Genomic DNA, 21,982 nt, shown 5'->3' on the forward strand with positions numbered 1-21,982 from the left:
TTGGCAGCAGGTGGTAGACGTTAATGAGAAACAGTATCGTTCAAAACGCTAACGTCTTTCAACAAGGCTCTTTGTTGAGATTCGAAGTTACTTGGCGGCTGCCATCAGTTTGTTGACCTCGCTGCGCACCATATTGGAAAACTCGGGCGGCGACATGCCGTCCAACTCCGCGCGCACCCACTCGGCCCACTTGCCTTTGCGCCGGGGTTTTTCGGCGATCAACCGGGCAGCTTCGCCCTTGGCCTTGCCGAGGTTGGTCTGCCAGAGCTCGAACAGACGTGCTTTCTCGTCCTCGATCTGCGCCCGTTCGGCGAAGCTCTTGTTGGCCAGATTGAAACTCATGAGGGGTGTCCTGCCACTTGAAAAATAGGCGCTATCTTACACTGTAGCCCGAAGGGTCCGGCAAACCGCTGCAACTTTCCGCGCCCACCGGTATCCACTGTTCAACGCCTATCAATCGATGAGGAACTGCCCATGGCCAGGAAAACCACCGTGCAAGCCGATGCCGAGCAAATCAAGGATCAGGCATTCAGCGAATTACAGGCCTTGATTGATGAATCGGAAAAACTGCTGCGTGACAGCGCCACCCTGGTGGGCGAAGAAGCCGAAACCCTACGGGCTCAGGTTGGGCTCAAGCTCAAGCAGGCCGGTGAAGCGGTGAGTAATGTGCGCAGCAAGGCCCAGCCAATGGTTGATGCTACTCATGACTACATCGGTGGTCACCCGTGGCAAACGGTGGCCATTTCGGCCGGGTTTGGCCTGGTGGTGGGGTTGCTGCTCGGACGCCGCTCTTAACACCATCCTGTAGGAGCGGGCTTGCCCCACGATGCGATGTGGCTGACAGATCGCTATCGCGGGGCAAGCCCGCTCCTACAAGTTCAAGGGCTGAACCACGCCGCAGGCAATGGCCATGCCCACCAGAGCAGGCAGGTGCGCAGCTTCCATGCGTTTCATCACCCGCGCCCGATACAAATCCACGGTTTTCACACTGACTTCAAGCTGCTCGGCAATCTCCCGGTTGCTGAAGCCCTGCACCAGCGGTACGAACACATCCCGTTCACGCGGCGTCAGGCTGTCGATCCGCGCCTGCACGGTTGCCCGTGGGCCGCTGCCCGCCAGGTTTTGCTGTGAGCGTTCGAGCGCCGCCTGCACCGCATCCAGCAACAGTTGGTCGTTGTAGGGTTTTTCGATGAAGTCGCAAGCGCCAGCCTTGAACGCGCGCACCACAATTGGCACGTCAGCATGCCCACTGAGGAAGATCACCGGCAAGTCGATACCACGTCCGCGCAAGGCCTCCTGCACACTCAGCCCGCCCATCCCGGGCATGCGCACATCCAGCAGCACGCAGGCTGGCAGGTGCGCATCACACGCCGCGAGAAATGCCTGACCGCTGGTAAAGGCCAGCGCCTCGATCCCCACCGACTCCAACAACCAGACCGTGGAATCGAGCATGCCCTGGTCATCATCGACCACATAGACTTTTGGTTGCTGCATCACTTTTCCTCTGTTGCGGCGCTTGCCACTGGCGCCAGCCGACAACACAAAATCAACCCGCCCTGCGCCCCCGGCATCGCCTGCAAGGTGCCGCCAAAGCCCTCGATGATACTGCGGCTCATGCTCAAGCCAAGCCCCAGACCTTCCGGTTTGCTGGTGTTGAACGGGGTGAAAATACCATCAAGACGCTCAGGTGCTACGCCCGGGCCCTGGTCGCTGACCTGAATCTGTACCTGCCCGGCAAACCATTCAGCGCTGAGCACAATACGCGACGGTTGACCGCGATGCTGCTCACGATTGGCGTCGATGGCATTGCGCAGCAGGTTGAGCAGAACCTGTTCGAGCAGCACCCGATCGGCATACACCGTCGGCAACGGGTCAGCGATTTGCAGCGCGATCTGCACATGGTCACGCGCCGCCTCCCAGTCGCACAGACGCACGGCCTCCAGGGCTACATCGGCAATGGCCAATGCCTGCAGGCGTCTGGGCTCTTTGCGCAGAAACGCACGCAGGCGCTTGATCACTGCTGCGGCGTGCGTGGCCTGCTCGCTGATGCGTTGCAAACCTTGGGCGACCCGCGCAGCCGCCTGCGGATCGCGATCCAGGGCCTGCAGGTAACGTTGGCTGGCCCCGGCATAATTGACCACGGCCGCCAGCGGCTGATTGATTTCATGGGCAATGCCCGACGCCAGTTCACCCAGCGTAATCAGCCGTGCGCTGTGGGCCAGTTCGTCCTGATGACGGCGCTGCTGGCCTTCGCGCAGTTCGCGCTCGGTCATGTCCCGCGCCACCAGCGAGTAATAACGCTCAGCGCCGCTGCCCCGGTGGGCCAGCAACACCAACGACACCGGAAACGCTGTACTGCCCTGCCATGGGATAAGCCGCGTCTCAGCCTGCCACACGCCGGTTCGTTCGGCGCACTGCCAGCCCTCGCGGTCTAGGCGTTGCAGCAGGGCCGGGTCAAGCAAGGCCTGCAAGCCGGGCAACTGCTCAACGTCTTGTAGCGCTAACGCCTTGCGCGCCGAGCGGTTGAGGTAACTCAAATGACCGTCGCGGTCGGTAAACAGCACAAGGTCGGTGTTGGCCTCGACCACTTCGGCTAGGCGTCGGCGGTTCTCCTGGGCCTCAACGCGCGCGGTGATGTCCCGTGACACGCTGACGATCTCGACCACCACCCCGGTATAGGTTTCGCGAATGGCCCGGCTGGCAATCTCGAACCATAAGTAACGGCCATCGTGATGCCGCACCCGGCAGGTCATGGTCTGGTAGCCGTCCTGCTCCAGTGCTTGAGCGGCCTGTTGCAACGACTGCTGGCGATCCTGAGGGTGAAACAGTGATTGCACCGCTACACCACGCAACTGCTCCGGCCAGTAACCCAGCAGCCGGAAGGACGCTGGCGAGGCATCGAGGAAACAGCCGTCGGGGCTGTGCCGGGAAATCAGATCAGTAGTGTTTTCGGTGATCAAACGGTACAGGCGCCGGGCCTGGCTGGCTTCGCGTTCAGCCTGGCGCTCGGCGGTGGCGTCACGGCAGCGCAGCAAAACCCGATCTGTGCTGACGGGAATGAACGTCCAGAGCAGGATCCGCTCGGCAACCAGTGCTTCAACATCGCAGATGGCACGAACCTGCCGCAGGCAGGCATTCACCAGCGCCTGATAGTTGCTGGGCAACCAGTAATCGACCGTGCGTTGTGGCCAGGGGCCGAGCATGGCCTGCAAAGCGGGATTGACTTCCAGCACAGCGGCGCAGGCGTCCAGCATAAGGCTGGGCTGCGGGTCACTGGCGAGCAATGGCGTCATGGCGGCATTCCCTGGATAGCCTCAAAGGCGCATATGGTACTTCTACTATATTGCTATAGTCTATCTTCCAAGTACCATAGGGACTCACGTAAAAATGTGACACCAGAAGGGCCAGCCCTTCACGACACCTGATCAGAGCTAACAATCAGCCACCGGGGGTTGCAGTACGCCATACAGGCACCCCCTGCACAGGAACACTTCATGTCGATTTTCTCCCAGGGCCTGGCGCCCGCCCCTGTCAATCACCAAGCCCTTAGCCCTCTGAGCTTTATCGAACGCACGGCTGCCGTCTACGGCCAATACCCGGCGGTGATCCACGGCGCTATCCGGCGCAACTGGCAACAAACCTATGAACGTTCCCGCCGCCTGGCCAGCGCCCTGGCCGGACGCGGTATCGGCCAGGGTGACACGGTGGCGGTAATGCTGCCGAACATCCCGGCCATGCTGGAAGCGCATTTTGGCGTTCCGATGATCGGTGCCGTGCTCAATGCCTTGAACGTACGCCTGGACGCTGAAGCCATTGCGTTCATGCTTGAACACGGCGAAGCCAAGGTACTGATCACCGACCGCGAATTCCACAAGGTCATCGCTGCGGCGTTGGCACTGATGGAACACCCGCCGCTGGTGGTTGATGTGGACGACCCGGAATACGGCGAAGGCCAGGCGGTCAGTGAGCTGGATTACGAAGCCTTCCTTGCCGAGGGCGACCCCGAATTCGCCTGGCAGTGGCCCGAAGACGAGTGGCAGGCCATCTCCCTGAACTACACTTCCGGCACCACCGGCAATCCCAAAGGGGTGGTTTACCACCACCGCGGCGCCTACCTCAACGCGCTGGGCAACCAGATGACCTGGGCCATGGGTAACCACCCGGTGTACCTGTGGACCCTGCCGATGTTCCACTGCAACGGCTGGTGCTACCCCTGGACCGTTACCGCCCTGGCCGGTACCCATGTGTTCCTGCGACGTGTCGATCCACAGCGGATCCTGACCCTGATCCGCGAGCATCAGGTTACCCACTTGTGCGGCGCACCCATCGTGCTCAACGCCCTGATCAATATGCCCGACTCTGCCAAAGCCGCTATCGACCACCCGGTGAACGCCATGGTGGCGGGTGCCGCACCACCGGCTAAAGTCATTGGCGCGGTCGAAGAAATGGGCATCAAAGTCACCCACGTCTACGGCCTGACCGAAGTTTATGGCCCGGTGACCGTGTGCGCCTGGCACGCCGAATGGGACGAGCAACCGCTGGCCGAGCGCGCCCGGATCAAATCCCGCCAAGGCGTGCGCTACCCGACCCTTGAAGGCCTGATGGTCGCCGACCCGAAAACCATGGAACCGGTGCAACGTGACGGCAACACCTTGGGCGAGATTTTCATGCGCGGCAACACGGTCATGAAGGGCTACCTGAAAAACCCCGAAGCTACAGCACAAGCCTTCCGCGGCGGTTGGTTCCACACCGGCGACCTGGCGGTCTGGCATGCCGACGGCTATGTCGAGATCAAGGACCGGCTCAAAGACATCATCATCTCCGGCGGCGAGAACATCTCGACCATCGAGGTCGAAGACACTTTGTACAAACACCCGGCCGTACTGGAAGCCGCAGTGGTCGCCCGCCCGGACGAAAAATGGGGCGAGACGCCCTGCGCCTACATCACCCTCAAAGCAGGCTGCGAGCAGACACTTGAGGCCGACATCATCAGCTTCTGCCGCGAGCACCTGGCTGGCTTCAAACTGCCCAAGACCGTAGTGTTCCGCGAACTGCCGAAAACCTCTACCGGCAAGATCCAGAAGTACCTGTTGCGCGACTGGGCCAAGGCGCTCTGACCCCTTTTTAAAGCGAGACTCTGTATGCCCGAATTCAATGCTCCGTTGCGCGACATGCGCTTTGTCCTACACGAAGTGTTCCAAGGCCCTGCCCTGTGGGCCCGCCTGCCTGCCCTGGCCGAACGGGTAGACGCCGACACCGCCGATGCCATTCTTGAAGAAGCGGCGAAAATTACCGGCCAGTTGATTGCCCCTCTCAACCGTAGCGGCGATGAACAAGGCGTAACCTTCGACAATGGCCAGGTGCGTACCCCTGACGGCTTTGCCCAAGCTTGGCAGACCTACCGTGAAGGCGGCTGGGTCGGCTTGGCTGGCAACCCCGAACTGGGTGGCCTGGGCATGCCGAAAATGCTCGCCGTGCAGTTCGAAGAAATGCTCTATGCCGCCAACTGCAGCTTCAGCCTCTACTCGGCGCTAAGCGCCGGTTGCTGCCTGGCGTTGGACGCCCACGCCAGCGAAGAACTGAAGGCCACCTACCTGCCACCGCTGTACAGCGGCCAGTGGGCGGGCACCATGTGCCTGACCGAACCGCACGCCGGTACCGACCTGGGGATCATCCGCACCAAGGCCGAACCCAACGCTGATGGCAGCTACCGTATCAGCGGCACGAAAATCTTCATCACCGGTGGTGAGCAGGACCTGACCGACAACATCATCCACCTGGTGCTGGCCAAACTGCCGGATGCTCCGGCAGGGCCCAAAGGCATCTCGTTGTTTCTGGTGCCCAAGTTTCTGGTTAACACCGACGGCAGCCTCGGCGCCCGCAACCCGGCGCATTGCGGCTCGCTCGAACACAAGATGGGCATCAAGGCTTCAGCCACCTGTGTGATGAACTTCGACGGTGCCACCGGTTACTTGATTGGCGAAGCCAACCGCGGGCTGGCAGCGATGTTCACGATGATGAACTACGAGCGCCTGTCGATTGGCATTCAAGGGATTGGCTGCGCTGAGGCCTCGTATCAAAACGCTGCACGCTACGCTCAGGACCGCCTGCAAAGCCGTGCGGCTACTGGCGCACAGGCGCGTGAGAAGATTGCCGACCCGATCATTGTTCACCCCGATGTGCGACGCATGCTGCTGACGATGCGGGCCTTGAACGAAGGTGGGCGGGCCTTTGCCACCTACGTCGGGCAACAGTTGGACATCGCCAAGTACGCAGAACACGCCGAAGAACGAGAACTGGCTCAACGCCAGGTGGCACTGCTGACACCGGTGGCCAAGGCATTTTTCACCGACACCGGCCTGGAAAGCTGCGTGCTCGGCCAGCAGGTATTCGGTGGTCACGGCTATATCCGCGAATGGGGCCAGGAACAATTGGTGCGTGATGTACGCATCGCACAAATCTACGAAGGCACCAACGGCATCCAGGCCCTCGACCTGTTGGGTCGTAAGGTCGTGGCGGACGGTGGCAGGGCCCTGGCTGAATTCACCGGGCAGATTCGTCAGTTCTGTGAAGGCGACACGCCGTATCGCGAGGCGCTGCTCAAGGCAATCGCTGACCTGGAAAGCATCAGCCAATGGCTGCGTGATCAAGCCGACAGCGATGCCAATGCGGTAGGCGCGGCCTCGGTCGAATACCTGCAGCTATTCGGTTATGCCGCCTACGCCTACATGTGGGCACGGATGGACAGCGTGGCGGCGTCGAAGCTGGCAGACGACCCGGCGTTCTACGGGGCAAAACGTGCCACCGCTGCCTTCTTCTTTGCCCGCCTGCTGCCTCGCAGCCTGTCGCTGCACGCCAGCATTCGTGCAGGTAGCACCTCACTGTTCGGCCTGGCTGCCGAGCAGTTCTGAAGCCGCTTAATGAGCGGCGGTCGATCACGGCTGCGCGGCTTACCCCGTCATGTGGCGGGGTAACGCTGCGAACTCGGTGAATTTGTAAGACTTTTGGTAGCAAAAAACTCTACAAATGATAGTCATTCGCCATTATCTCGGGTTCTCCCCGCCTACCCTGCAGAGGTAGAATAGGCAAAACCGGGAGCCTAGATGAACCACACCAGCCACAGCGCCGACGAATACGATGCCATTACCGATGCCGCTGCGCAGTGGTGCATGCGCTTGCACGCCGAAGACTGCACGCCCGCCGAACGTCAGGCATTTGAACAGTGGCTGGCCGCTGATCCACTGCATGCCCAGGAATACGAGGCCATGCAGGACATCTGGCAAACGGCCGATCATCTGCCTCGCAGCGCCACACCTGGCAAGGTCATCACCCTCCCCCTGCGCCGCCGAAGCGCATGGCGTCACTATGCCTCGGCGGCGGCAATTGCCTTAGTGGCCTTACCGGCAGGTGCCTGGATCGGTTGGGAACAAGGCTGGCTGCCCAACAGTTACCAACACCTGGAAAGTGGCGACACCATCAGCCATGTGCTCCTGCGCGACGGCAGCCAGGTTGAACTGAACCTGGGCACCGAGTTGCGCTTTACCAACTACAAGGACGTACGCAAGGTCACGCTGGTCAAGGGTGAAGCCTTTTTCAAGGTTAAACACGACAGCCAGCACCCGTTCATCGTCCACGCCGCGCAGGGTCAAACCCGTGTGACGGGTACCCAGTTCAATGTGTGGAAGTATGAAGATCAGGTCAAAGTGACCCTGGTCGAAGGCTCGGTATTGGTCAGCAGCGAAGCCCGCGATGCCGATGGCGGCTACCGCCTGGGCCCTGGCATGCAAGCCAGCTATCAGGCTGGTGACTTTGAGCCACGCCTGAGCCAGACCTACGCCCACGACACCAGCCTGGCGTGGCGCAATGGCAAGTTGGTGCTCGATAACCTGAGCCTTGCCCAGGCGCTGCCGCAGATCAACCGCTATCTGGACGCGCCATTACTGCTGGCAGACGAAAGTACCGGCAACATTCGTATCAGTGGCGTCTACGACACCCACCAGATCAAGCGTCTGGTCAGCAATCTGCCCAAGGTGTTGCCGGTTTACCTGACCCGCAACAAAGACGGCAGCATGCTCCTCAACCATATCGCACCACCGCCCGCACGGGGCTGAGCCTTGTGCTCAACCCCGCAACTTGCTCACTACAGCATCATTGCCGCCAGCCAGCCGAAGGCCAGCAACGGCAAGTTGTAGTGAATGAAGGTCGGCACCACGGTGTCCCAGATGTGGTGATGCTGGCCATCCACGTTCAAGCCCGAGGTCGGGCCCAGGGTGGAATCCGAAGCTGGTGAACCAGCATCACCCAAGGCACCGGCGGTGCCCACGATGCAGACGGTGGCGACCGGGTCGAAACCTAGCTGAACGCACAGCGGTACGAAGATCGCGGCAAGAATCGGTACAGTGGAAAACGACGAGCCGATACCCATCGTCACCAGCAGCCCCACCAACAGCATCAGCAAGGCACCAATGCCCTTGCTGTGGTCGATCCACAGGGCAGAGGTTTCCACCAGGCTCTTGACCTCACCGGTCGCCTTCATGACCTCGGCAAAGCCGGAGGCGGCAATCATGATGAAGCCGATCATGGCCATCATCTTCATGCCTTCGGTAAACAGGTCATCGGTTTCTTTCCAGCGCACGATGCCGGACACCGAGAAAATCAGAAAGCCGGCCATCGCCCCGATGATCATCGAGTCCAGCCACAACTGAATGATGAACGCCGCCGCAATAGCCACACCGGCCACCAGCAAGGTCAGCGGGTTGTAGCGCACTGCCACCTGCTCGACCTGCTCGATTTTTTCCAGGTCGTAGACACGCTTTTTGCGGTAGCTGAAGAATACCGCCAGCAGGAGCCCAAACAGCATGCCAGCCGCCGGAATGGCCATGGCGTGGGTCACATTGACACCACTGACATCCACCCCGCTACGGCTGACGTTGGCCAGCAGGATTTCGTTGAGGAAGATGTTGCCGAAACCGACCGGCAGGAACATATACGGTGTGATCAAACCGAAGGTCATCACACACGCCACCAAGCGCCGGTCGATCTGCAGCTTGGTCAGCACGTAGAGCAGTGGCGGCACCAGCAACGGAATAAAGGCAATGTGGATCGGCAGAATGTTCTGCGAGGAAATAGCCACCACCAGCAGCAAGCCGATCAGCAGCCATTTGACCTTGCCGCCATTGGCATGCCCTTGCTGGCCCACCATCGCCAGGATACGGTCCGCCAGGGCATGGGCCATGCCGGACTTGGCAATCGCCACAGCAAATGCACCGAGCAAGGCATATGACAAGGCAACCGTAGCCCCACCGCCCAAGCCACCGTTGAAGGCCTTGAGCGTGCCTTCAATTCCCAGGCCACCCACCAGCCCGCCCGCCAGCGCGCCGACGATCAGGGCAATCACCACATGCACGCGGGACAAACTCAATATCAGCATGATGCCGACCGCGGCAATTACTGCATTCATTCCTGTGACCTCTAGAAACCAGACAAAAAGCGACCGAGCCGGCGACGAACTACTTAGAAGCAGCGGCCGAACGATAGGTATTGTTATGGAGGGCGCACACTCTGAAGCAGCCCCCTTCGCTTGTCAAAGCGCATTACTCAACAAGCGTCGTAGGAATGAACGAAAACGGCGCATTTAAATTGATCGTTTGAATCAAGAACGCGGCAAAACCGCCGATAACGTCGGCAGCCTCAATCTTTTTCAGATCAAAGGACTTCACCATGTCATTCAGACAGCTTTCCATTCAGTGGAAAATCACCCTGCTGGCCGGTTTGTGCCTGGCCAGCATCGTTACCCTGCTGGTGGGCCTTTCGCTGTACCGCATGGAACACAGCTCGGAACTGGTTAAAACCAGTAGCATGCAGATGCTCACTGAAGCAGCCCAAGGGCGCATCGAATCCCAGGGTGAAGTTCAGGCCTTGAACATTCGTCGCCAGTTCATGGATGCCTACCAGTACGGTGCGGGCTTCTCCCGTCAGGTACTGTTCCTGCGTGAGCAGGCGGAAAAGCGCTTTCTCGATGCCTTCGACCTGCGCGAAGATCTGACTCGCCAGGTACGTGCCGCCCTGCAAGCCAACCCCGAGTTGCTTGGCCTGTCGCTGGTGTTCGAGCCCAATGCGCTGGACAACAAAGACGAGTTGTTTGTGAACCAGGAGGCGCTGGGCAGCAACGAAACAGGCCGCTTTGCCCTGTACTGGTCGCAGCCTACCCCAGGCCAGCTGACCTCCATGGCCCTGCCGGAAAAAGACATGGCCGACACCAGCATCGGCCCGAGTGGCGAGCCGGTCAACACCTGGTCGGTGTGCCCGCGCACCACTGGCAAAACCTGCGTCATCGAGCCCTACTTCTATGAGATCAATGGCCAACAAGTGCTGATGACCAGCATCGTGTTTCCGCTGATGGCCGCCGGCAAAGTGATCGCGACCCTGTCGATCGACATCAACCTGAACAGCCTGCAGGCCATGAGTCAGCAGGCCAGCCGCAACCTCTACCAGGGCCAGACTCAAGTCAGCATCCTCAGCCCCGTCGGCCTGTTGGCCGGCTATAGCCCAGATGCCGGCAAACTCGCGCAGCGCTTTGACCAGGTCGACAGCGAGAAAGGTGCCGAGCTGATTCGACTGCTGTCAGACAGCACACCTCTGCACAGCATTCATCACAAGCAGCGCTTGAAGGTGCTGGCTTCGTTCGCGCCAATCCCCGGCGGCAAGTCGTGGGGGGTGTTGCTCGATGTACCGGAAAGCGCCCTGACTGCCCCGGCCGAAACCCTCAAGCAGGAACTCGACCGCAGCAATACCAGCGGCACTTTGGTTGAGCTGGTACTGGGCGCCGTAGCGGCCATCGTCGGCTTGCTGCTGATCTGGCTGATGGCGCGCAGCGTGACCCGGCCGATTCTCGGTGTCGCCGCCATGCTCAAAGACATCGCCAGCGGCGAAGGCGACCTGACCCGCCGCCTGCACTACGACAAACGTGACGAGCTGGGCGAGCTGGCCGGTTGGTTCAACCGCTTCCTCGATAAGCTGCAGCCAACCATTGCCGAGGTCAAACGCTCGGTGCAGGCCGCGCGCGACACGGCCGACCAGTCTTCGGCCATCGCCAGCCAGACCAGTGCCGGTATGGAACAGCAATACCGTCAGGTCGATCAGGTGGCCACGGCCTCCCATGAAATGAGCGCCACCGCCCAGGATGTTGCCCGTAGCGCCGCACAAGCCGCCCAGGCCGCGCGTGAGGCCGATCAGGCGACCCGTCAGGGGCTGGCCGTCATCGACCGTACTACCACCAGCATCGACACCCTGGCGGCGGACATGAGCACCGCGATGACCCAGGTCGAAGGCCTGGCTGAAAACAGCGAGAAAATCGGTTCGGTACTGGAAGTCATTCGCTCCATCGCCGAACAGACCAACCTGCTGGCGCTCAACGCAGCCATCGAAGCGGCCCGCGCGGGTGAAGCCGGTCGTGGCTTCGCAGTGGTTGCCGATGAAGTACGCAACCTGGCCCGCCGCACTCAGGAGTCGGTGGAAGAAACCCGTCAGGTCATCGAGGAGCTGCAAGCGGGCACCCGCGAAGTGGTCGGTGCCATGGACAGCAGCCACCGCCAGGCTCAAGGCAGCGTCGAGCAAGTCGGCCAGGCGGTCACCGCCCTGCAGCAGATCGGCGATGCGGTGACGGTGATCAGCGACATGAACCTGCAGATCGCCAGCGCCGCCGAAGAACAAAGCGCGGTCGCCGAAGAGATCAACAACAACGTCGCGACCATCCGTGACGTGACCGAGTCGCTTTCGGGCCAGGCCAATGAATCGGCCCGTGTCAGCCAGTCGCTCAACAGCCTGGCCAACCAGCAGCAAAGCCTGATGGATCAGTTCCGCGTCTGAGACAAACCCTCCTGCTTATCTCTGGGCGCGTGGCACCTGCTACCGCCCAGAACGCCCCCTTCCCCTCGTCGTCTACACTTGCCCCAACCTGTAGACCCGCCAACGACGAGGCTCCGATGAAGAACATCCCGACGCTGCTGGCTGGCCTGCTGCTGGCCCTGAGTCTGGCTGGCAACAGCAACGCCGCAGTGGCCGCTGAGCGGGCGCCCATTCACTTTGGCGACATCACTTGGGAAAGCGGGGCGCTGACCACTGAGATCCTGCGCCTGATCGTTGAAAAGGGTTACGGCTACCCCACCGACACCCTCCCTGGCAGCACCGTGAGCATGGAAGTGGCGCTAGCACGCAACGACATCCAGGTGATCGCCGAAGAATGGGCCGGTCGTAGCCCGGCCTGGGTCAAGGCCGAGCAGGCCGGTCAAGTGTTTGCCGTTGGCGACACGGTCAAACACGCCGATGAAGGCTGGTATGTCCCTGCCTACGTGATCAAGGGTGACCCGGCTCGCGATATCAAGCCATTGGCGCCCGAGCTGCGCACGGTAAGCGATCTGAAACAATACAAAGCGGTGTTCGCCGATCCGGAAAGCCCCGACAAGGGCCGTTTCCTCAACAGCCCCAGCGGCTGGACTTCTGAAACGGTCAACAGCCAGAAGCTCAAGGCCTATGGTCTGGAGCAGGACTACGTCAATTTCCGCAGTGGCTCCGGCGCTGCCCTGGACGCCGAAATCACCTCAGCGATCCGCCGCGGTAAACCGGTGGTGTTCTACTACTGGTCCCCCACCCCGTTGATGGGCCGCTTTGCGTTGGTGCGCCTGCAAGAGCCAGCCTTCAATGAAGCAGCCTGGAAGACCCTGACCGATGCCAACAACCCTAATCCGCAAGGCACCCGCTCACTGCCCGCCAAGCTCTCCATCGGTATCTCTGCCCCTTTTCGCCAGGAGTACCCGGAACTGGTCGACGTGTTCAGCCGTGTCGATCTACCGATCGAGACCTTGAACAAGGCCCTGGCGCACATGAGCGAAAGCCGCGAGCCCGCCAAGGCTGCCGCGCAACGCTTCATGCGCGATCACCCGGATATCTGGAAGGCCTGGCTGCCCACTGAAGTCGCCGAGCGCGTCGAGGCTGGCCTGTGAGCGAAGGCTTCCCGCCAGCCCTGCACTTCTCCTTCGCGGATGCGGTCAATCGCTTTGTCGACTGGTTGGTACTGGCTTACGGCGACCAATTGCGCGGTGTTTCTGATGGCCTGCTGCAACTGCTGGTCGGCCTGGAAAATCTGCTGCGGGCGACGCCTTGGTGGCTACTGCTGCTGATCGTCGCGCTACTCACCTGGCATGCCAGCCGCAGCCTCCTGCGTGCGCTGGTGCTGACCGGCCTGCTGTTTCTGATTGGCGTGATGGGCCTGTGGGACAAACTCCTGCAAACCTGTGCCCTGGTGCTGGTGAGCACCGGGCTGTGCATCCTGATCGGTGTGCCCTTCGGCGTATTGCTGGCCAGCCGTCCACGGGTACGGCAGTTGATGATGCCGGTGCTCGACGTCATGCAGACCCTGCCCAGCTTCGTCTACCTGATCCCGGTGCTGATGCTGTTTGGCCTGGGTAAAGTCCCGGCAATTTTCGCCACCTTGATCTACGCCCTGCCGCCACTGATCCGCCTGACCGAACTGGGCTTGTCGCAGATCGACCCATCGTTGACCCAGGCCGCCCAAGGGCTGGGTGCCGGGCGCTGGCAACGGCTGCGTCGAGTGATGCTGCCACTGGCGATGCCGAGCATCATGGCCGGGCTCAACCAGTCGGTGATGATGGCCTTGTCGATGGTAGTGGTCGCTTCAATGATTGGCGCCCGGGGCCTGGGCGAAGATGTACTGGCAGGCATTCAGACCCTCAACGTTGGCAAGGGCGTTGAAGCCGGCCTGGCAATCGTCGCGCTGGCAATGGTCATTGACCGGATCACCCAGGCCTATGGCCAGCCGAAAGCGGGTGCTTTCAATCAACGTTGATCGACGCCATCATGGACGCCCTCACCTCGGCACAACCGGAGCCTGCGTTTGTCGCTCAAAGCCTTGCGCACCTTGGTCACCATCGCCCGTCACGGCACCTTCGCCCGTGCGGCAGATGTTCTGAGCCTGACACCGTCTGCAGTCAGTCTGCATATCCGCAGCCTTGAAGAAGAGCTGCAGGTCAGCCTGTTCGACCGCAGTCGGCGGCAAGTCTGCTTGACGCCCGCCGGGCACCTGGCAGTTGAGCGCGCCGAAGGCATTCTGGCCGCTTACGATGACATGGCCGACGCGCTGGTCAGCGGCCCGGGCCTGCGCGGCCGCCTGAAGATCGGAGCCATTCAGACTGCACTGGCCGGGCGCTTGCCTGCTGCCCTGGTACAGATCAAGGCTGAACACCCGCACCTGCACATCAGTGTGCTTTCGGGTATGTCTGCCGAGCTGGCCCGACGGGTCGAAGACGGTGAGCTGGATGCCGCGATCACCACCGAACCCGTGCCACCCTACCCGGCGAACCTGAGCTTTACCCCGCTCTATCAGAACCGCTTCTGGGCTGTGGCCGGCCCGGACTATGCCGGATTGAGCCTGCGCGAACTGCTCGCGAGCCAGCCGTTCCTGCGTTTTGACAAGCGCGCCTGGGCTGGGCGCATCATTGAACAGGAACTGCGCAAACAGCAGTTGGTGGTCAGCGAGCAGATGGAGCTGGACAGCCAGCAAGCGCTGACGCACATGGCCTCGATGGGCCTGGGTGTGGCCATCGTCCCTCTGGCGGATGAAGACCTACAGCGCTTGCCGGCGGTGACGCTGCTGCCGTTTGGCGAGCCCCAGCGCGTGCGTCATGTCGGCCTGCTTGAGCATGCCAACAGCCGCCGACGCCACCTGACCGCTGCACTGACAGCGGTACTGGGCGAACCATGAAGTTTTTCTCAACGGTTGATTGAGAATTCAGCGTTTTTTTCTTTCAGTGCCACAGGCTAGCCTGAGTCGACTCCTGCCAGGGAGCACCGTCTTACAAGGAAATCGCCTGATGCTGAACTTGATCCTCGCCACCATTGTGCCCATCGCCTTGTTAATTGCCTTGGGCCGCGGGCTTCGCCTGCTGGGTTTTCTTGGCGAAAGCTTCTGGCCTGCTGCCGAGCGCCTGAGTTACTTCGTGCTGTTGCCCGCGCTGTTCATGCATGGCCTGGCCACCGCAGACCTGACGGGTTTGCCGGTGTTCGACATGGTGGCCGTGCTGCTGCTCTCGACCTTGATCGGTGCCATCTTAATCGTGCTGTGCAAAGGTCTGGTCGCCAGCGACGATGCCAGCTTCACCTCGGTGTTCCAGGGCGGCATACGCTTCAACAACTACATTGGCGCAACATTGGCCGCCGGTATCTATGGCACTGGCGGCATCGCCCTGGCGGCAGTGGCCAATGCGGCCATCGTGCCGACGGTGAATGTGCTGTGTGTGCTGGTCTTCGCCCGCTACAGTGGCACGCGCAGCTCGGTTCGCGCGGTGATCAAGGCGATCTGCAGTAACCCGCTGATTGTCGGTTGCGCGCTCGGTATCGGTTTGCGCCTGAGCGGTATCGGCCTGCCTGCTGGCATCGAACCGACACTCAAGGCATTGGGTCAGGCTGCCTTGCCGTTGGGCCTGTTGTGCGTCGGCGCAGCATTGGGGAGCAGCGCTCAGGGGTTGAACCCGCGCCCGCTGTTGATGGCTTCGGCGTTCAAGTTTGTGGTGCTGCCACTGACCACCTTTGGTGTTTGCCGGGCACTTGGGCTCAGCGGCCAGGCCGCGATTATCGCGTTATTGTTTCAGGCATTGCCCACAGCCTCGTCATCTTATGTGATGGCCCGGCAAATGGGTGGCAATGCCCCGCTGATGGCCAACATCATTGCCTTGCAGACACTGCTGGCAGCACTGACGCTGCCAGCCATGCTGAGCCTGACTCTGGTCTGAACCTGGCGTGGGTTACTTGTCCGACTTGATGCTGGTCCAGACGCGGGTGCGCACACGCTCAAGCTTTTGCGGTAATGGCTGAACCACATACAGCCTTGCCAGCGCATCCTGAGTGGGGGTGAGGTTCGGGTTGCCGGTAATTTCTGGCTTGATCAGCGCCAACGAGTCTTTGTTGGCGTTGGGATAGCCGAGGAAATCACTGATCGGCGCGATGACTTTGGGCTCCATCAGGTTGTTGAGGAACTCGTGTGCTTCGGCGACGTTCTTCGCGCTCTTCGGAATCGCGAAGGTATCGAACCAGATCGGTGCCCCCTCTTTCGGCAAGCGCCAATCGACTACTACGCCGTTGCCTGCCTCTTTGGCGCGGTTACCGAACTGGTAAAAGCTCCCCGAGTAGCCGATGGCGACACAGATGTCGCCGTTGGCAATGTCAGTCATGTATTTGGCGGAGTTGAAATAGGTCACATACGGACGGACCTTGAGCATCAAGGCCTTGGCTTTTTCGTAGTCATCCGGGTTCTGGCTGTTAGGGTCGAGGCCGAGGTAATGCAAGGCCAGCGGCAGAATTTCCGATGGCGAATCGAGCATGGCCACGCCGCACGACTTGAGTTTCTCCATGTTCTCGGGCTTGAACACCAGATCCCAGCTGTCTACCGGTGCCTGTTCGCCCAACGCCGCCTTGACCTTAGCCGGGTTGAAGCCGATCAGCACAGTACCGTACATGTAGGGCACGCCGTACTGGTTGCCAGGGTCATTCTTGTCGAGCAGCTTAAGCAGTACCGGGTCTTGGTGGCTCCAGTTGGGCAGCTTGCTCTTGTCCAGCTTCTGGAAAACGCCCGCCTTGATCTGGGTGTCGAGGAACTGGTTCGAAGGCACGACCAGATCGTATCCCGAGTTGCCGGTAAGCAATTTAGCTTCCAGCGACTCGTTGGTGTCGAAGGTGTCCCAGGTCACCTTGATCCCGGATTGGGCCGCAAAGTCCTTGGGCACCGACGGCAGCATGTAGTCTGCCCAGTTGTACACCCTCAACTCCCGCACTTCAGCATGCACAGCGCCGGCCAACAACGTCAGTGCCCCAGCGCTGACAGCAAGCATACGTTTCAGTGTGACCATGGATAATTCCCCTGAGATTGGCCACCTGATTTTTGCTGAGGGTTTTGCCGGATTACAGTGTGAGGTTGGCCAAAAAGAGATCGTAATGGCCAATTTTCATTGACCAGGACTGCCCTGTTGGCAGCCCCGTCAGTGTGACCTGGGTAAACATCACGGGCCTGGCCGACGCGGTAACTCGATGCTGACCCGCAAACCGCCCAAAGGACTGTCCAGCAGCGACATCTGCCCACCCCAGACGTCGACGATGTCACGGACAATACCCAGCCCCAACCCATGGCCATCGACCTGTTCATCCAGGCGGGTGCCGCGCTCAAGGACCTGCTCACGCTCGGAAACAGGAATACCCGGACCATCGTCATCGACCATCAGTACATAATGCTCGGGCAACGCCTCAATACTCAGTTGAACGTCACTGTCTGCCCATTTGCAGGCGTTGTCCAACAGGTTACCGAGCAGTTCGAGCAAGTCTTCGCGGTCCCAGGGCAGCAGTAACCCCGAAGGCACATGCTGGCTTAACTGCAACCCGTCGCCGTGGATCATGCTCAAGGTAGACAGCAACCCCGGCAGTTCAGCATCACAGTCAAATTGTGCGCCTGGCAAGGCATCGCCTGCCAGCCGGGCGCGATTGAGCTCACGGCTCAGACGCTGCTGAATCTGTTGCAGTTGCTCACGCAGTTGCACGCGCACCTGCGGCACAGCTTTGAGCTGGTCACTGGACGCAAGGCTAAGCAGTACCGCCAAAGGTGTTTTCAGCGCATGCCCCAGATTACCCAAGGCGTTGCGCGAGCGACGCAGGCTGTCTTCGGTGTGGGCCAGCAAGTGGTTGATCTGGGCAACCAGCGGTTCGAGCTCACTCGGCACTTGGGTGTCGAGTTGCGAGCGCTTGCCTTGTTGCAACTGCGCGATCTGTTCACGAACGCGCTCAAGAGGTCGCAATGAACGCTTCACCGTAATGCGCTGCAGCACCAACACCAGTATCAACGCCAGCAGGCCCAGGCCCAGACCGATTTGCTGCATGCGCCGGAATTGATCGCGCACCGGGGTGTAATCCTGGGCAACACTGATGGCAATCGACTGCCCGAAACGCCGGTAATCGCTGCGCAACACCAACAGCTGCTGATTCTCTGGGCCAAGTTCCAGGTCGGTGTGCAAACCACTGGTGGCAGGTGCTGGCATGTCCAGGTCCCACAATGAGCGCGAGCGCCAACTGCCGCCATCGAAATCAATGCGGAAGTAATAACCGGAGAATGGCCGCTGGTAGGCCGACGAAATCCGTCGCTCATCCAGCTCAAGGCCCGACTGACCGCGCACCAGGGCAATCAACAGGTTCTCGCTTTCCTTGCGCAAACCAGTCTCCAGGTAGCGCTGCAGGCCCACCTCGAACAACCACAAACTCAACTGCGCCAGTGCTACACCCACCAGCACCAATACCGCTATCAGCCCAAGGCTCAAGCGCGCCTGAATCGACTTCACTCGGCGCTCCCAGCGTAGCGATAACCCTGACCGCGATGGGTCTCGATCACACTACGACCGAGCTTGCGGCGCAGGTGATTGACGTGCACCTCCAGCACGTTGGAGTCGCGCTCGGTTTCACCGTCATACAGGTGTTCGGCCAAATGACTCTTGGACAGAATCTGCTGTGGGTGCAGCATGAAGTAGCGCAGCAGGCGAAACTCTGCAGCCGTCAGTTGAATATCGACACCGTCACGGGTGACACATTGGCGCCCTTCATCCAAGTGCAAACCGGCAGCCTCCAGGGTCGGCTGGTTGGCCAGCCCGCGGGCCCGACGCAGCAATGCCTGAACCCGTAGCATCAGCTCTTCGGCGTGAAAGGGCTTGCTCAAGTAGTCATCGGCGCCGGCCTTCAGGCCTTCGATGCGTTCTGCCCAGGAACTGCGCGCGGTGAGAATCAGCACCGGTGTCGCCAGGCCAGACGCCCGCCACTGGGCCAACACTTCCAGCCCCGACAAGCCGGGTAAGCCCAGATCAAGAATGATCAGGTCGTAGGGCTCGCTGCTGCCCTGATACACCGCGTCGCGGCCATCGGCCAACCAGTCGACCGCATAGCCCTGGCGCTGCAAGCCTTGCGTCAGTTCGTCAGCCAACGGCACGTTATCTTCGACCAACAACAGGCGCATCAGTCATCTTCCTCATCTTTGAGCAACAGTCCATTGGATGCATCGAGCTTGATCTCGCGCACCACGCCTTCCGGGGTCAACAACTCGACTTCATACTCGTAGCGGCCATGCTTGTGCTCCAGCTCCGCCTCCAACAACCTCGCCCCGGGGTAGCGGCCCAGGGCGTCGTTGAGGAGTTTTTCCAGCGGTAAGATAACGCCCTGCTGCCGCAGCTGCAGGGCCTCATCCTGGTCCAGATCGCGGGCCGTTACCTGTGTGCAGAGTGCTAGCAGTACCAGCGACGTGCACACGGTTCGCAAAGAAACGCTCATCAGTTGTCCTGAGCGTCCTTCAGGACTTCACCGGTTTTAGCGTCCAGATCCACATCCCACTCAACGTTCTGAGCATCGCGCAGCTCGACTTTGTAAACATAACGGCCGTACACGTCTTCAAGCTCGGAGTCTTTGATGGTGGCACCTGGGTGCTTGGCCAATGCCTTAGCATTCAGGTCGTCCAGCGACATGATGGTCTTGGCTTGCACCAGTTTGACCACATCGCTGGTAGGAATATCTTTAGCCAATGCAACGTTGGCGCTCAGGGCAAGGGCAGCAGTGGCGAACAGGGCAGTCAGGGTTTTCATAGTGTCTCTCCATTGAGATGAAAATGTTTCTACGAGGCCTAGATTAACCAACCGAACTTAATTGAACCTGAAAACAATCGGCGACATGATAGCGCACCCCCCGCCCCACTTCCGCACGACTGTTCTTTATAATGGCCGGCCCCAGACAGCGAGGCCCGTATGAGCGCAATTCATATCAAGTCCCCGGCCCTGACCCTCAAAGCCGGCAGCCATGCCTTGCAGCGCATTCGCGAACGAGGTTTGCAAGCTGCCGATGTGGGTGTCATTCCAGGTGCAGCAGGTGGCCCGAAAGCCCTTGGCATACAAGGCCTTGACCTGGCGTTGTTTGGCAACTGGTTGCCAGCTGCTCCCCGTGAGCGGGCATTGATCGGTGCATCCATTGGCTCTTGGCGCTTTGCCAGCGCCTGCCTGCCGAACCCCGTCGAAGCACTGCAACGGCTCGCTCAGCTGTACACCGAGCAAGACTTTGCCAAAGGCGTAACTCAGGCCGAAGTCACCCGCAGTTGCCAGCACATGCTCGATGAGCTGCTGCAAGGGCGCGACGCACAGATCCTCGAAAGCCCCGACTACCGCCTTAATATCATGGTGGTTAAAAGCCATGGGCTGCTGGCACATGATCATCGCGCACGCTTGGGAGCTGGCCTGTCTTCCGTGATTGCCGACAACCTGATTAGCCGCGCACGGTTGGCCCGCCACTTCGAACGTATCGTTTTGCACGACGCCCGTAGTAACCCGCCGCTGCAACCACTGACAGATTTTCCTTCCCGCTTACTGCCATTGAATGTGGGTAATTTACGCCACGCCCTGCTGGCTTCGGGCTCCATCCCTATGGTGATGGAGGGCGTGCGCGATATTCCCGGTGTCGGCCAAGGCACCTATCGCGACGGCGGCCTGCTCGACTATCACCTGGACTTGCCCTACCAGGGCGACGACATCGTGCTTTATCCGCACTTCACCGACAAGGTCATCCCTGGCTGGTTCGACAAAGCCCTGCCGTGGCGCCGCGGTGATGCCCAACGCTTGCGAAATGTATTGCTGGTAGCACCCTCGAGCCAATACCTGGCTAGTCTGCCCTACGGCAAATTGCCAGACCGTAGCGACTTCAAACGCTTCATGGGAGACGCAGGCAGCCGTCAGCGTTACTGGCACAAGTCGATCGCTGAAAGCCAGCGTTTGGGTGACGAACTGCTTGAATTGGTAGAAACCGGCAAGCTACATCAGCAACTGCAACCGCTGTAACGAGCATGCTGATAAACTGCTCACCAGCATTGGCTTCAGAGTTGAGACATCGTGGAAATTTTCAAAGAGTTCACCTTCGAGTCGGCACACCGCTTGCCGCACGTTCCTGAAGGGCACAAGTGTGGTCGCTTACACGGGCACTCGTTCAAGGTTGCCCTGCACCTGACTGGCCCGCTGGACCCACACACCGGATGGATTCGTGACTTTGCCGAGATCAAGGCGATCTTCAAGCCGCTTTACGAGCAGTTGGACCACAACTATCTGAACGACATTCCTGGCCTGGAAAACCCAACCAGCGAAGTGATTGCCAAGTGGATCTGGGACCAGGTTAAACCCTTGCTGCCAGAGCTTTCCAAAGTGCGTATTCACGAGACTTGCACCAGTGGATGTGAGTATTACGGCGACTGAGCCGGCGCTGGATGTGCAAAGACCACCCCACGGGGTGGTTTTTTTATGCGCAGGCTTTTTGTGGGAGCGGCGGTGCGGCGACCCGACTTGCCCCGCGAAGCTATTTCACTGGCACACTGCTATCGCGGGGCAAGTCGGGTCGCCGCACCAGTGTTCAGTCAGCTTCATAGGCGGTGTGCCAGTGAAATAGCTTCGCGGGGCAAGCCCGCTCCTACCGTTTTTTGTTCGGCGGAAAAGACAAAACCCCTACCTGCATGTGCAGATAGGGGTTTCGGAATTTAATCTTGACGATGACCTACTCTCACATGGGGAAACCCCACACTACCATCGGCGATGCATCGTTTCACTGCTGAGTTCGGGATGGGATCAGGTGGTTCCAATGCTCTATGGTCGTCAAGAAATTCTGTTGCCAGAAGGTCTTGTTAGACACTCCAGCGAATCGGGTATGTGATGTTTGTGAGTTGCAAACTTTCGGTTCGTTTCGTCTTCACAACACCGCAATCTGGCTTTCGCTCAAATTGCTTGGGTGTTATATGGTCAAGCCTCACGGGCAATTAGTATTGGTTAGCTCAACGCCTCACAGCGCTTACACACCCAACCTATCAACGTCGTAGTCTTCGACGGCCCTTCAGGGAACTCAAGGTTCCAGTGAGATCTCA

The 21,982-nt window shown here is 60.1% G+C and carries 20 protein-coding genes, 2 rRNA genes and 1 pseudogene; 12 read left to right on the forward strand and 11 right to left on the reverse strand.

All coding sequences use genetic code 11. The features are described from left to right. Positions 1-87: 87 nt before the first annotated feature. Positions 88-342, reverse strand: a complete 255-nt coding sequence (locus tag E1573_RS02205; RefSeq protein WP_133210199.1) for a hypothetical protein — start codon at positions 340-342, stop codon at positions 88-90. Between the two features lie 132 nt (positions 343-474). Between E1573_RS02205 and E1573_RS02210 the strand changes: the two genes are divergently transcribed. After that, on the forward strand, positions 475-795 hold the full coding sequence (locus E1573_RS02210; protein ID WP_133210201.1) for a YqjD family protein: 321 nt from the start codon (positions 475-477) through the stop codon (positions 793-795). Positions 796-870: 75 nt separating this feature from the next. Here E1573_RS02210 and E1573_RS02215 read toward each other — a convergent pair whose 3' ends face one another. Together E1573_RS02215 and E1573_RS02220 are read right to left on the reverse strand one after the other, a co-directional pair. Further along, positions 871-1,494, reverse strand: a complete 624-nt coding sequence (locus tag E1573_RS02215) for a response regulator transcription factor (protein ID WP_133210203.1) — start codon at positions 1,492-1,494, stop codon at positions 871-873. Then, complete coding sequence (locus E1573_RS02220; protein ID WP_133210205.1) at positions 1,494-3,293, reverse strand: PAS domain S-box protein; 1,800 nt, start codon at positions 3,291-3,293, stop codon at positions 1,494-1,496. Before E1573_RS02220 ends, E1573_RS02215 begins: the two co-directional genes overlap by 1 nt. Before the next feature lie 201 nt (positions 3,294-3,494). On the opposite strand from E1573_RS02220, the gene E1573_RS02225 reads away from it, so the two are divergent. The 3 genes from E1573_RS02225 to E1573_RS02235 all read left to right on the forward strand — a co-directional run bounded on the left by E1573_RS02225 (position 3,495) and on the right by E1573_RS02235 (position 8,111). Next, complete coding sequence (locus E1573_RS02225) at positions 3,495-5,117, forward strand: acyl-CoA synthetase (RefSeq protein ID WP_133210207.1); 1,623 nt, start codon at positions 3,495-3,497, stop codon at positions 5,115-5,117. A 24-nt stretch (positions 5,118-5,141) separates the two neighbouring features. Continuing rightward, on the forward strand, positions 5,142-6,911 hold the full coding sequence (locus E1573_RS02230) for an acyl-CoA dehydrogenase C-terminal domain-containing protein (RefSeq protein ID WP_133210210.1): 1,770 nt from the start codon (positions 5,142-5,144) through the stop codon (positions 6,909-6,911). 192 nt (positions 6,912-7,103) lie between these two features. Next, the gene (locus tag E1573_RS02235) at positions 7,104-8,111 is read left to right on the forward strand and encodes a FecR family protein (protein ID WP_133210212.1); all 1,008 of its coding nucleotides are present in this window, start codon (positions 7,104-7,106) and stop codon (positions 8,109-8,111) included. Between the two features lie 29 nt (positions 8,112-8,140). Here E1573_RS02235 and E1573_RS02240 read toward each other — a convergent pair whose 3' ends face one another. Then, complete coding sequence (locus tag E1573_RS02240; protein WP_133210214.1) at positions 8,141-9,460, reverse strand: Na+/H+ antiporter family protein; 1,320 nt, start codon at positions 9,458-9,460, stop codon at positions 8,141-8,143. Positions 9,461-9,939: 479 nt separating this feature from the next. On the opposite strand from E1573_RS02240, the pseudogene E1573_RS27145 reads away from it, so the two are divergent. The 6 genes and pseudogenes from E1573_RS27145 to E1573_RS02265 form a co-directional block, all read left to right on the forward strand. Continuing rightward, a pseudogene (locus E1573_RS27145) lies at positions 9,940-11,010 on the forward strand (HAMP domain-containing protein); the annotation flags it as partial. 102 nt (positions 11,011-11,112) lie between these two features. Next, positions 11,113-11,868: a methyl-accepting chemotaxis protein gene (locus E1573_RS27150; RefSeq protein WP_371925122.1), complete on the forward strand. Its 756-nt coding sequence runs from the start codon at positions 11,113-11,115 to the stop codon at positions 11,866-11,868. A 116-nt stretch (positions 11,869-11,984) separates the two neighbouring features. Beyond that, entirely contained in the window at positions 11,985-13,001 is a 1,017-nt protein-coding gene (locus E1573_RS02250) for an ABC transporter substrate-binding protein (RefSeq protein ID WP_133210218.1), read from the forward strand. Then, positions 12,998-13,864: a proline/glycine betaine ABC transporter permease gene (locus E1573_RS02255; RefSeq protein ID WP_133210220.1), complete on the forward strand. Its 867-nt coding sequence runs from the start codon at positions 12,998-13,000 to the stop codon at positions 13,862-13,864. The genes E1573_RS02250 and E1573_RS02255 overlap by 4 nt, the downstream gene beginning before the upstream one ends. 48 nt (positions 13,865-13,912) lie before the next feature. Beyond that, positions 13,913-14,779: a LysR family transcriptional regulator gene (locus E1573_RS02260; RefSeq protein WP_133210222.1), complete on the forward strand. Its 867-nt coding sequence runs from the start codon at positions 13,913-13,915 to the stop codon at positions 14,777-14,779. Between the two features lie 109 nt (positions 14,780-14,888). Next, positions 14,889-15,806, forward strand: coding sequence for an AEC family transporter (locus E1573_RS02265; protein ID WP_133210224.1), 918 nt, complete (start codon positions 14,889-14,891; stop codon positions 15,804-15,806). Positions 15,807-15,818: 12 nt separating this feature from the next. On the opposite strand, the gene E1573_RS02270 is transcribed toward E1573_RS02265, so the two are convergent. The 5 genes from E1573_RS02270 to E1573_RS02290 all read right to left on the reverse strand — a co-directional run bounded on the left by E1573_RS02270 (position 15,819) and on the right by E1573_RS02290 (position 19,676). Next, positions 15,819-16,919 carry a polyamine ABC transporter substrate-binding protein gene (locus E1573_RS02270; protein WP_133210226.1) on the reverse strand — a complete coding sequence of 367 codons (1,101 nt, stop codon included), beginning with the start codon at positions 16,917-16,919 and terminating at the stop codon, positions 15,819-15,821. A gap of 150 nt (positions 16,920-17,069) precedes the next feature. Next, complete coding sequence (locus E1573_RS02275; RefSeq protein WP_133210228.1) at positions 17,070-18,392, reverse strand: sensor histidine kinase; 1,323 nt, start codon at positions 18,390-18,392, stop codon at positions 17,070-17,072. After that, the gene (locus E1573_RS02280) at positions 18,389-19,057 is read right to left on the reverse strand and encodes a response regulator transcription factor (RefSeq protein WP_133210230.1); all 669 of its coding nucleotides are present in this window, start codon (positions 19,055-19,057) and stop codon (positions 18,389-18,391) included. The genes E1573_RS02275 and E1573_RS02280 overlap by 4 nt, the downstream gene beginning before the upstream one ends. After that, positions 19,057-19,368 carry a PepSY domain-containing protein gene (locus E1573_RS02285; protein WP_133210232.1) on the reverse strand — a complete coding sequence of 104 codons (312 nt, stop codon included), beginning with the start codon at positions 19,366-19,368 and terminating at the stop codon, positions 19,057-19,059. The genes E1573_RS02280 and E1573_RS02285 overlap by 1 nt, the downstream gene beginning before the upstream one ends. Next, positions 19,368-19,676 carry a PepSY domain-containing protein gene (locus E1573_RS02290; protein WP_133210234.1) on the reverse strand — a complete coding sequence of 103 codons (309 nt, stop codon included), beginning with the start codon at positions 19,674-19,676 and terminating at the stop codon, positions 19,368-19,370. Before E1573_RS02290 ends, E1573_RS02285 begins: the two co-directional genes overlap by 1 nt. Before the next feature lie 159 nt (positions 19,677-19,835). On the opposite strand from E1573_RS02290, the gene E1573_RS02295 reads away from it, so the two are divergent. Further along, the gene (locus E1573_RS02295) at positions 19,836-20,915 is read left to right on the forward strand and encodes a patatin-like phospholipase family protein (RefSeq protein ID WP_133210236.1); all 1,080 of its coding nucleotides are present in this window, start codon (positions 19,836-19,838) and stop codon (positions 20,913-20,915) included. A 51-nt stretch (positions 20,916-20,966) separates the two neighbouring features. Next, on the forward strand, positions 20,967-21,323 hold the full coding sequence (queD, locus tag E1573_RS02300; RefSeq protein ID WP_133210238.1) for a 6-carboxytetrahydropterin synthase QueD: 357 nt from the start codon (positions 20,967-20,969) through the stop codon (positions 21,321-21,323). A gap of 282 nt (positions 21,324-21,605) precedes the next feature. On the opposite strand, the gene rrf is transcribed toward queD, so the two are convergent. Together rrf and E1573_RS02310 are read right to left on the reverse strand one after the other, a co-directional pair. After that, a 5S ribosomal RNA gene (gene rrf / locus E1573_RS02305) occupies positions 21,606-21,721 on the reverse strand. Positions 21,722-21,856: 135 nt separating this feature from the next. Next, positions 21,857-21,982, reverse strand: a 23S ribosomal RNA gene (locus E1573_RS02310); the annotation flags it as partial.

Origin of the sequence: Pseudomonas sp. H9, assembly GCF_004353925.1 — a bacterium.
GTDB lineage: Bacteria > Pseudomonadota > Gammaproteobacteria > Pseudomonadales > Pseudomonadaceae > Aquipseudomonas.

Bases quoted from the DNA above. Each gene is read 5' to 3' on its own strand.
- E1573_RS02225 (WP_133210207.1), top strand. From the start codon at position 3,495: ATGTCGATTTTCTCCCAGGGCCTGGCGCCCGCCCCTGTCAATCACCAA.
- E1573_RS02235 (WP_133210212.1), top strand. From the start codon at position 7,104: ATGAACCACACCAGCCACAGCGCCGACGAATACGATGCCATTACCGAT.
- E1573_RS02220 (WP_133210205.1), bottom strand. From the start codon at position 3,293: ATGACGCCATTGCTCGCCAGTGACCCGCAGCCCAGCCTTATGCTGGAC.
- E1573_RS02240 (WP_133210214.1), bottom strand. From the start codon at position 9,460: ATGAATGCAGTAATTGCCGCGGTCGGCATCATGCTGATATTGAGTTTG.
- E1573_RS02280 (WP_133210230.1), bottom strand. From the start codon at position 19,057: ATGCGCCTGTTGTTGGTCGAAGATAACGTGCCGTTGGCTGACGAACTG.
- E1573_RS27150 (WP_371925122.1), top strand. From the start codon at position 11,113: ATGGAACAGCAATACCGTCAGGTCGATCAGGTGGCCACGGCCTCCCAT.
- E1573_RS02295 (WP_133210236.1), top strand. From the start codon at position 19,836: ATGAGCGCAATTCATATCAAGTCCCCGGCCCTGACCCTCAAAGCCGGC.
- E1573_RS02230 (WP_133210210.1), top strand. From the start codon at position 5,142: ATGCCCGAATTCAATGCTCCGTTGCGCGACATGCGCTTTGTCCTACAC.
- E1573_RS02265 (WP_133210224.1), top strand. From the start codon at position 14,889: ATGCTGAACTTGATCCTCGCCACCATTGTGCCCATCGCCTTGTTAATT.
- E1573_RS02290 (WP_133210234.1), bottom strand. From the start codon at position 19,676: ATGAAAACCCTGACTGCCCTGTTCGCCACTGCTGCCCTTGCCCTGAGC.
- E1573_RS02270 (WP_133210226.1), bottom strand. From the start codon at position 16,919: ATGGTCACACTGAAACGTATGCTTGCTGTCAGCGCTGGGGCACTGACG.
- E1573_RS02215 (WP_133210203.1), bottom strand. From the start codon at position 1,494: ATGCAGCAACCAAAAGTCTATGTGGTCGATGATGACCAGGGCATGCTC.
- E1573_RS02250 (WP_133210218.1), top strand. From the start codon at position 11,985: ATGAAGAACATCCCGACGCTGCTGGCTGGCCTGCTGCTGGCCCTGAGT.
- E1573_RS02285 (WP_133210232.1), bottom strand. From the start codon at position 19,368: ATGAGCGTTTCTTTGCGAACCGTGTGCACGTCGCTGGTACTGCTAGCA.
- E1573_RS02210 (WP_133210201.1), top strand. From the start codon at position 475: ATGGCCAGGAAAACCACCGTGCAAGCCGATGCCGAGCAAATCAAGGAT.
- E1573_RS02205 (WP_133210199.1), bottom strand. From the start codon at position 342: ATGAGTTTCAATCTGGCCAACAAGAGCTTCGCCGAACGGGCGCAGATC.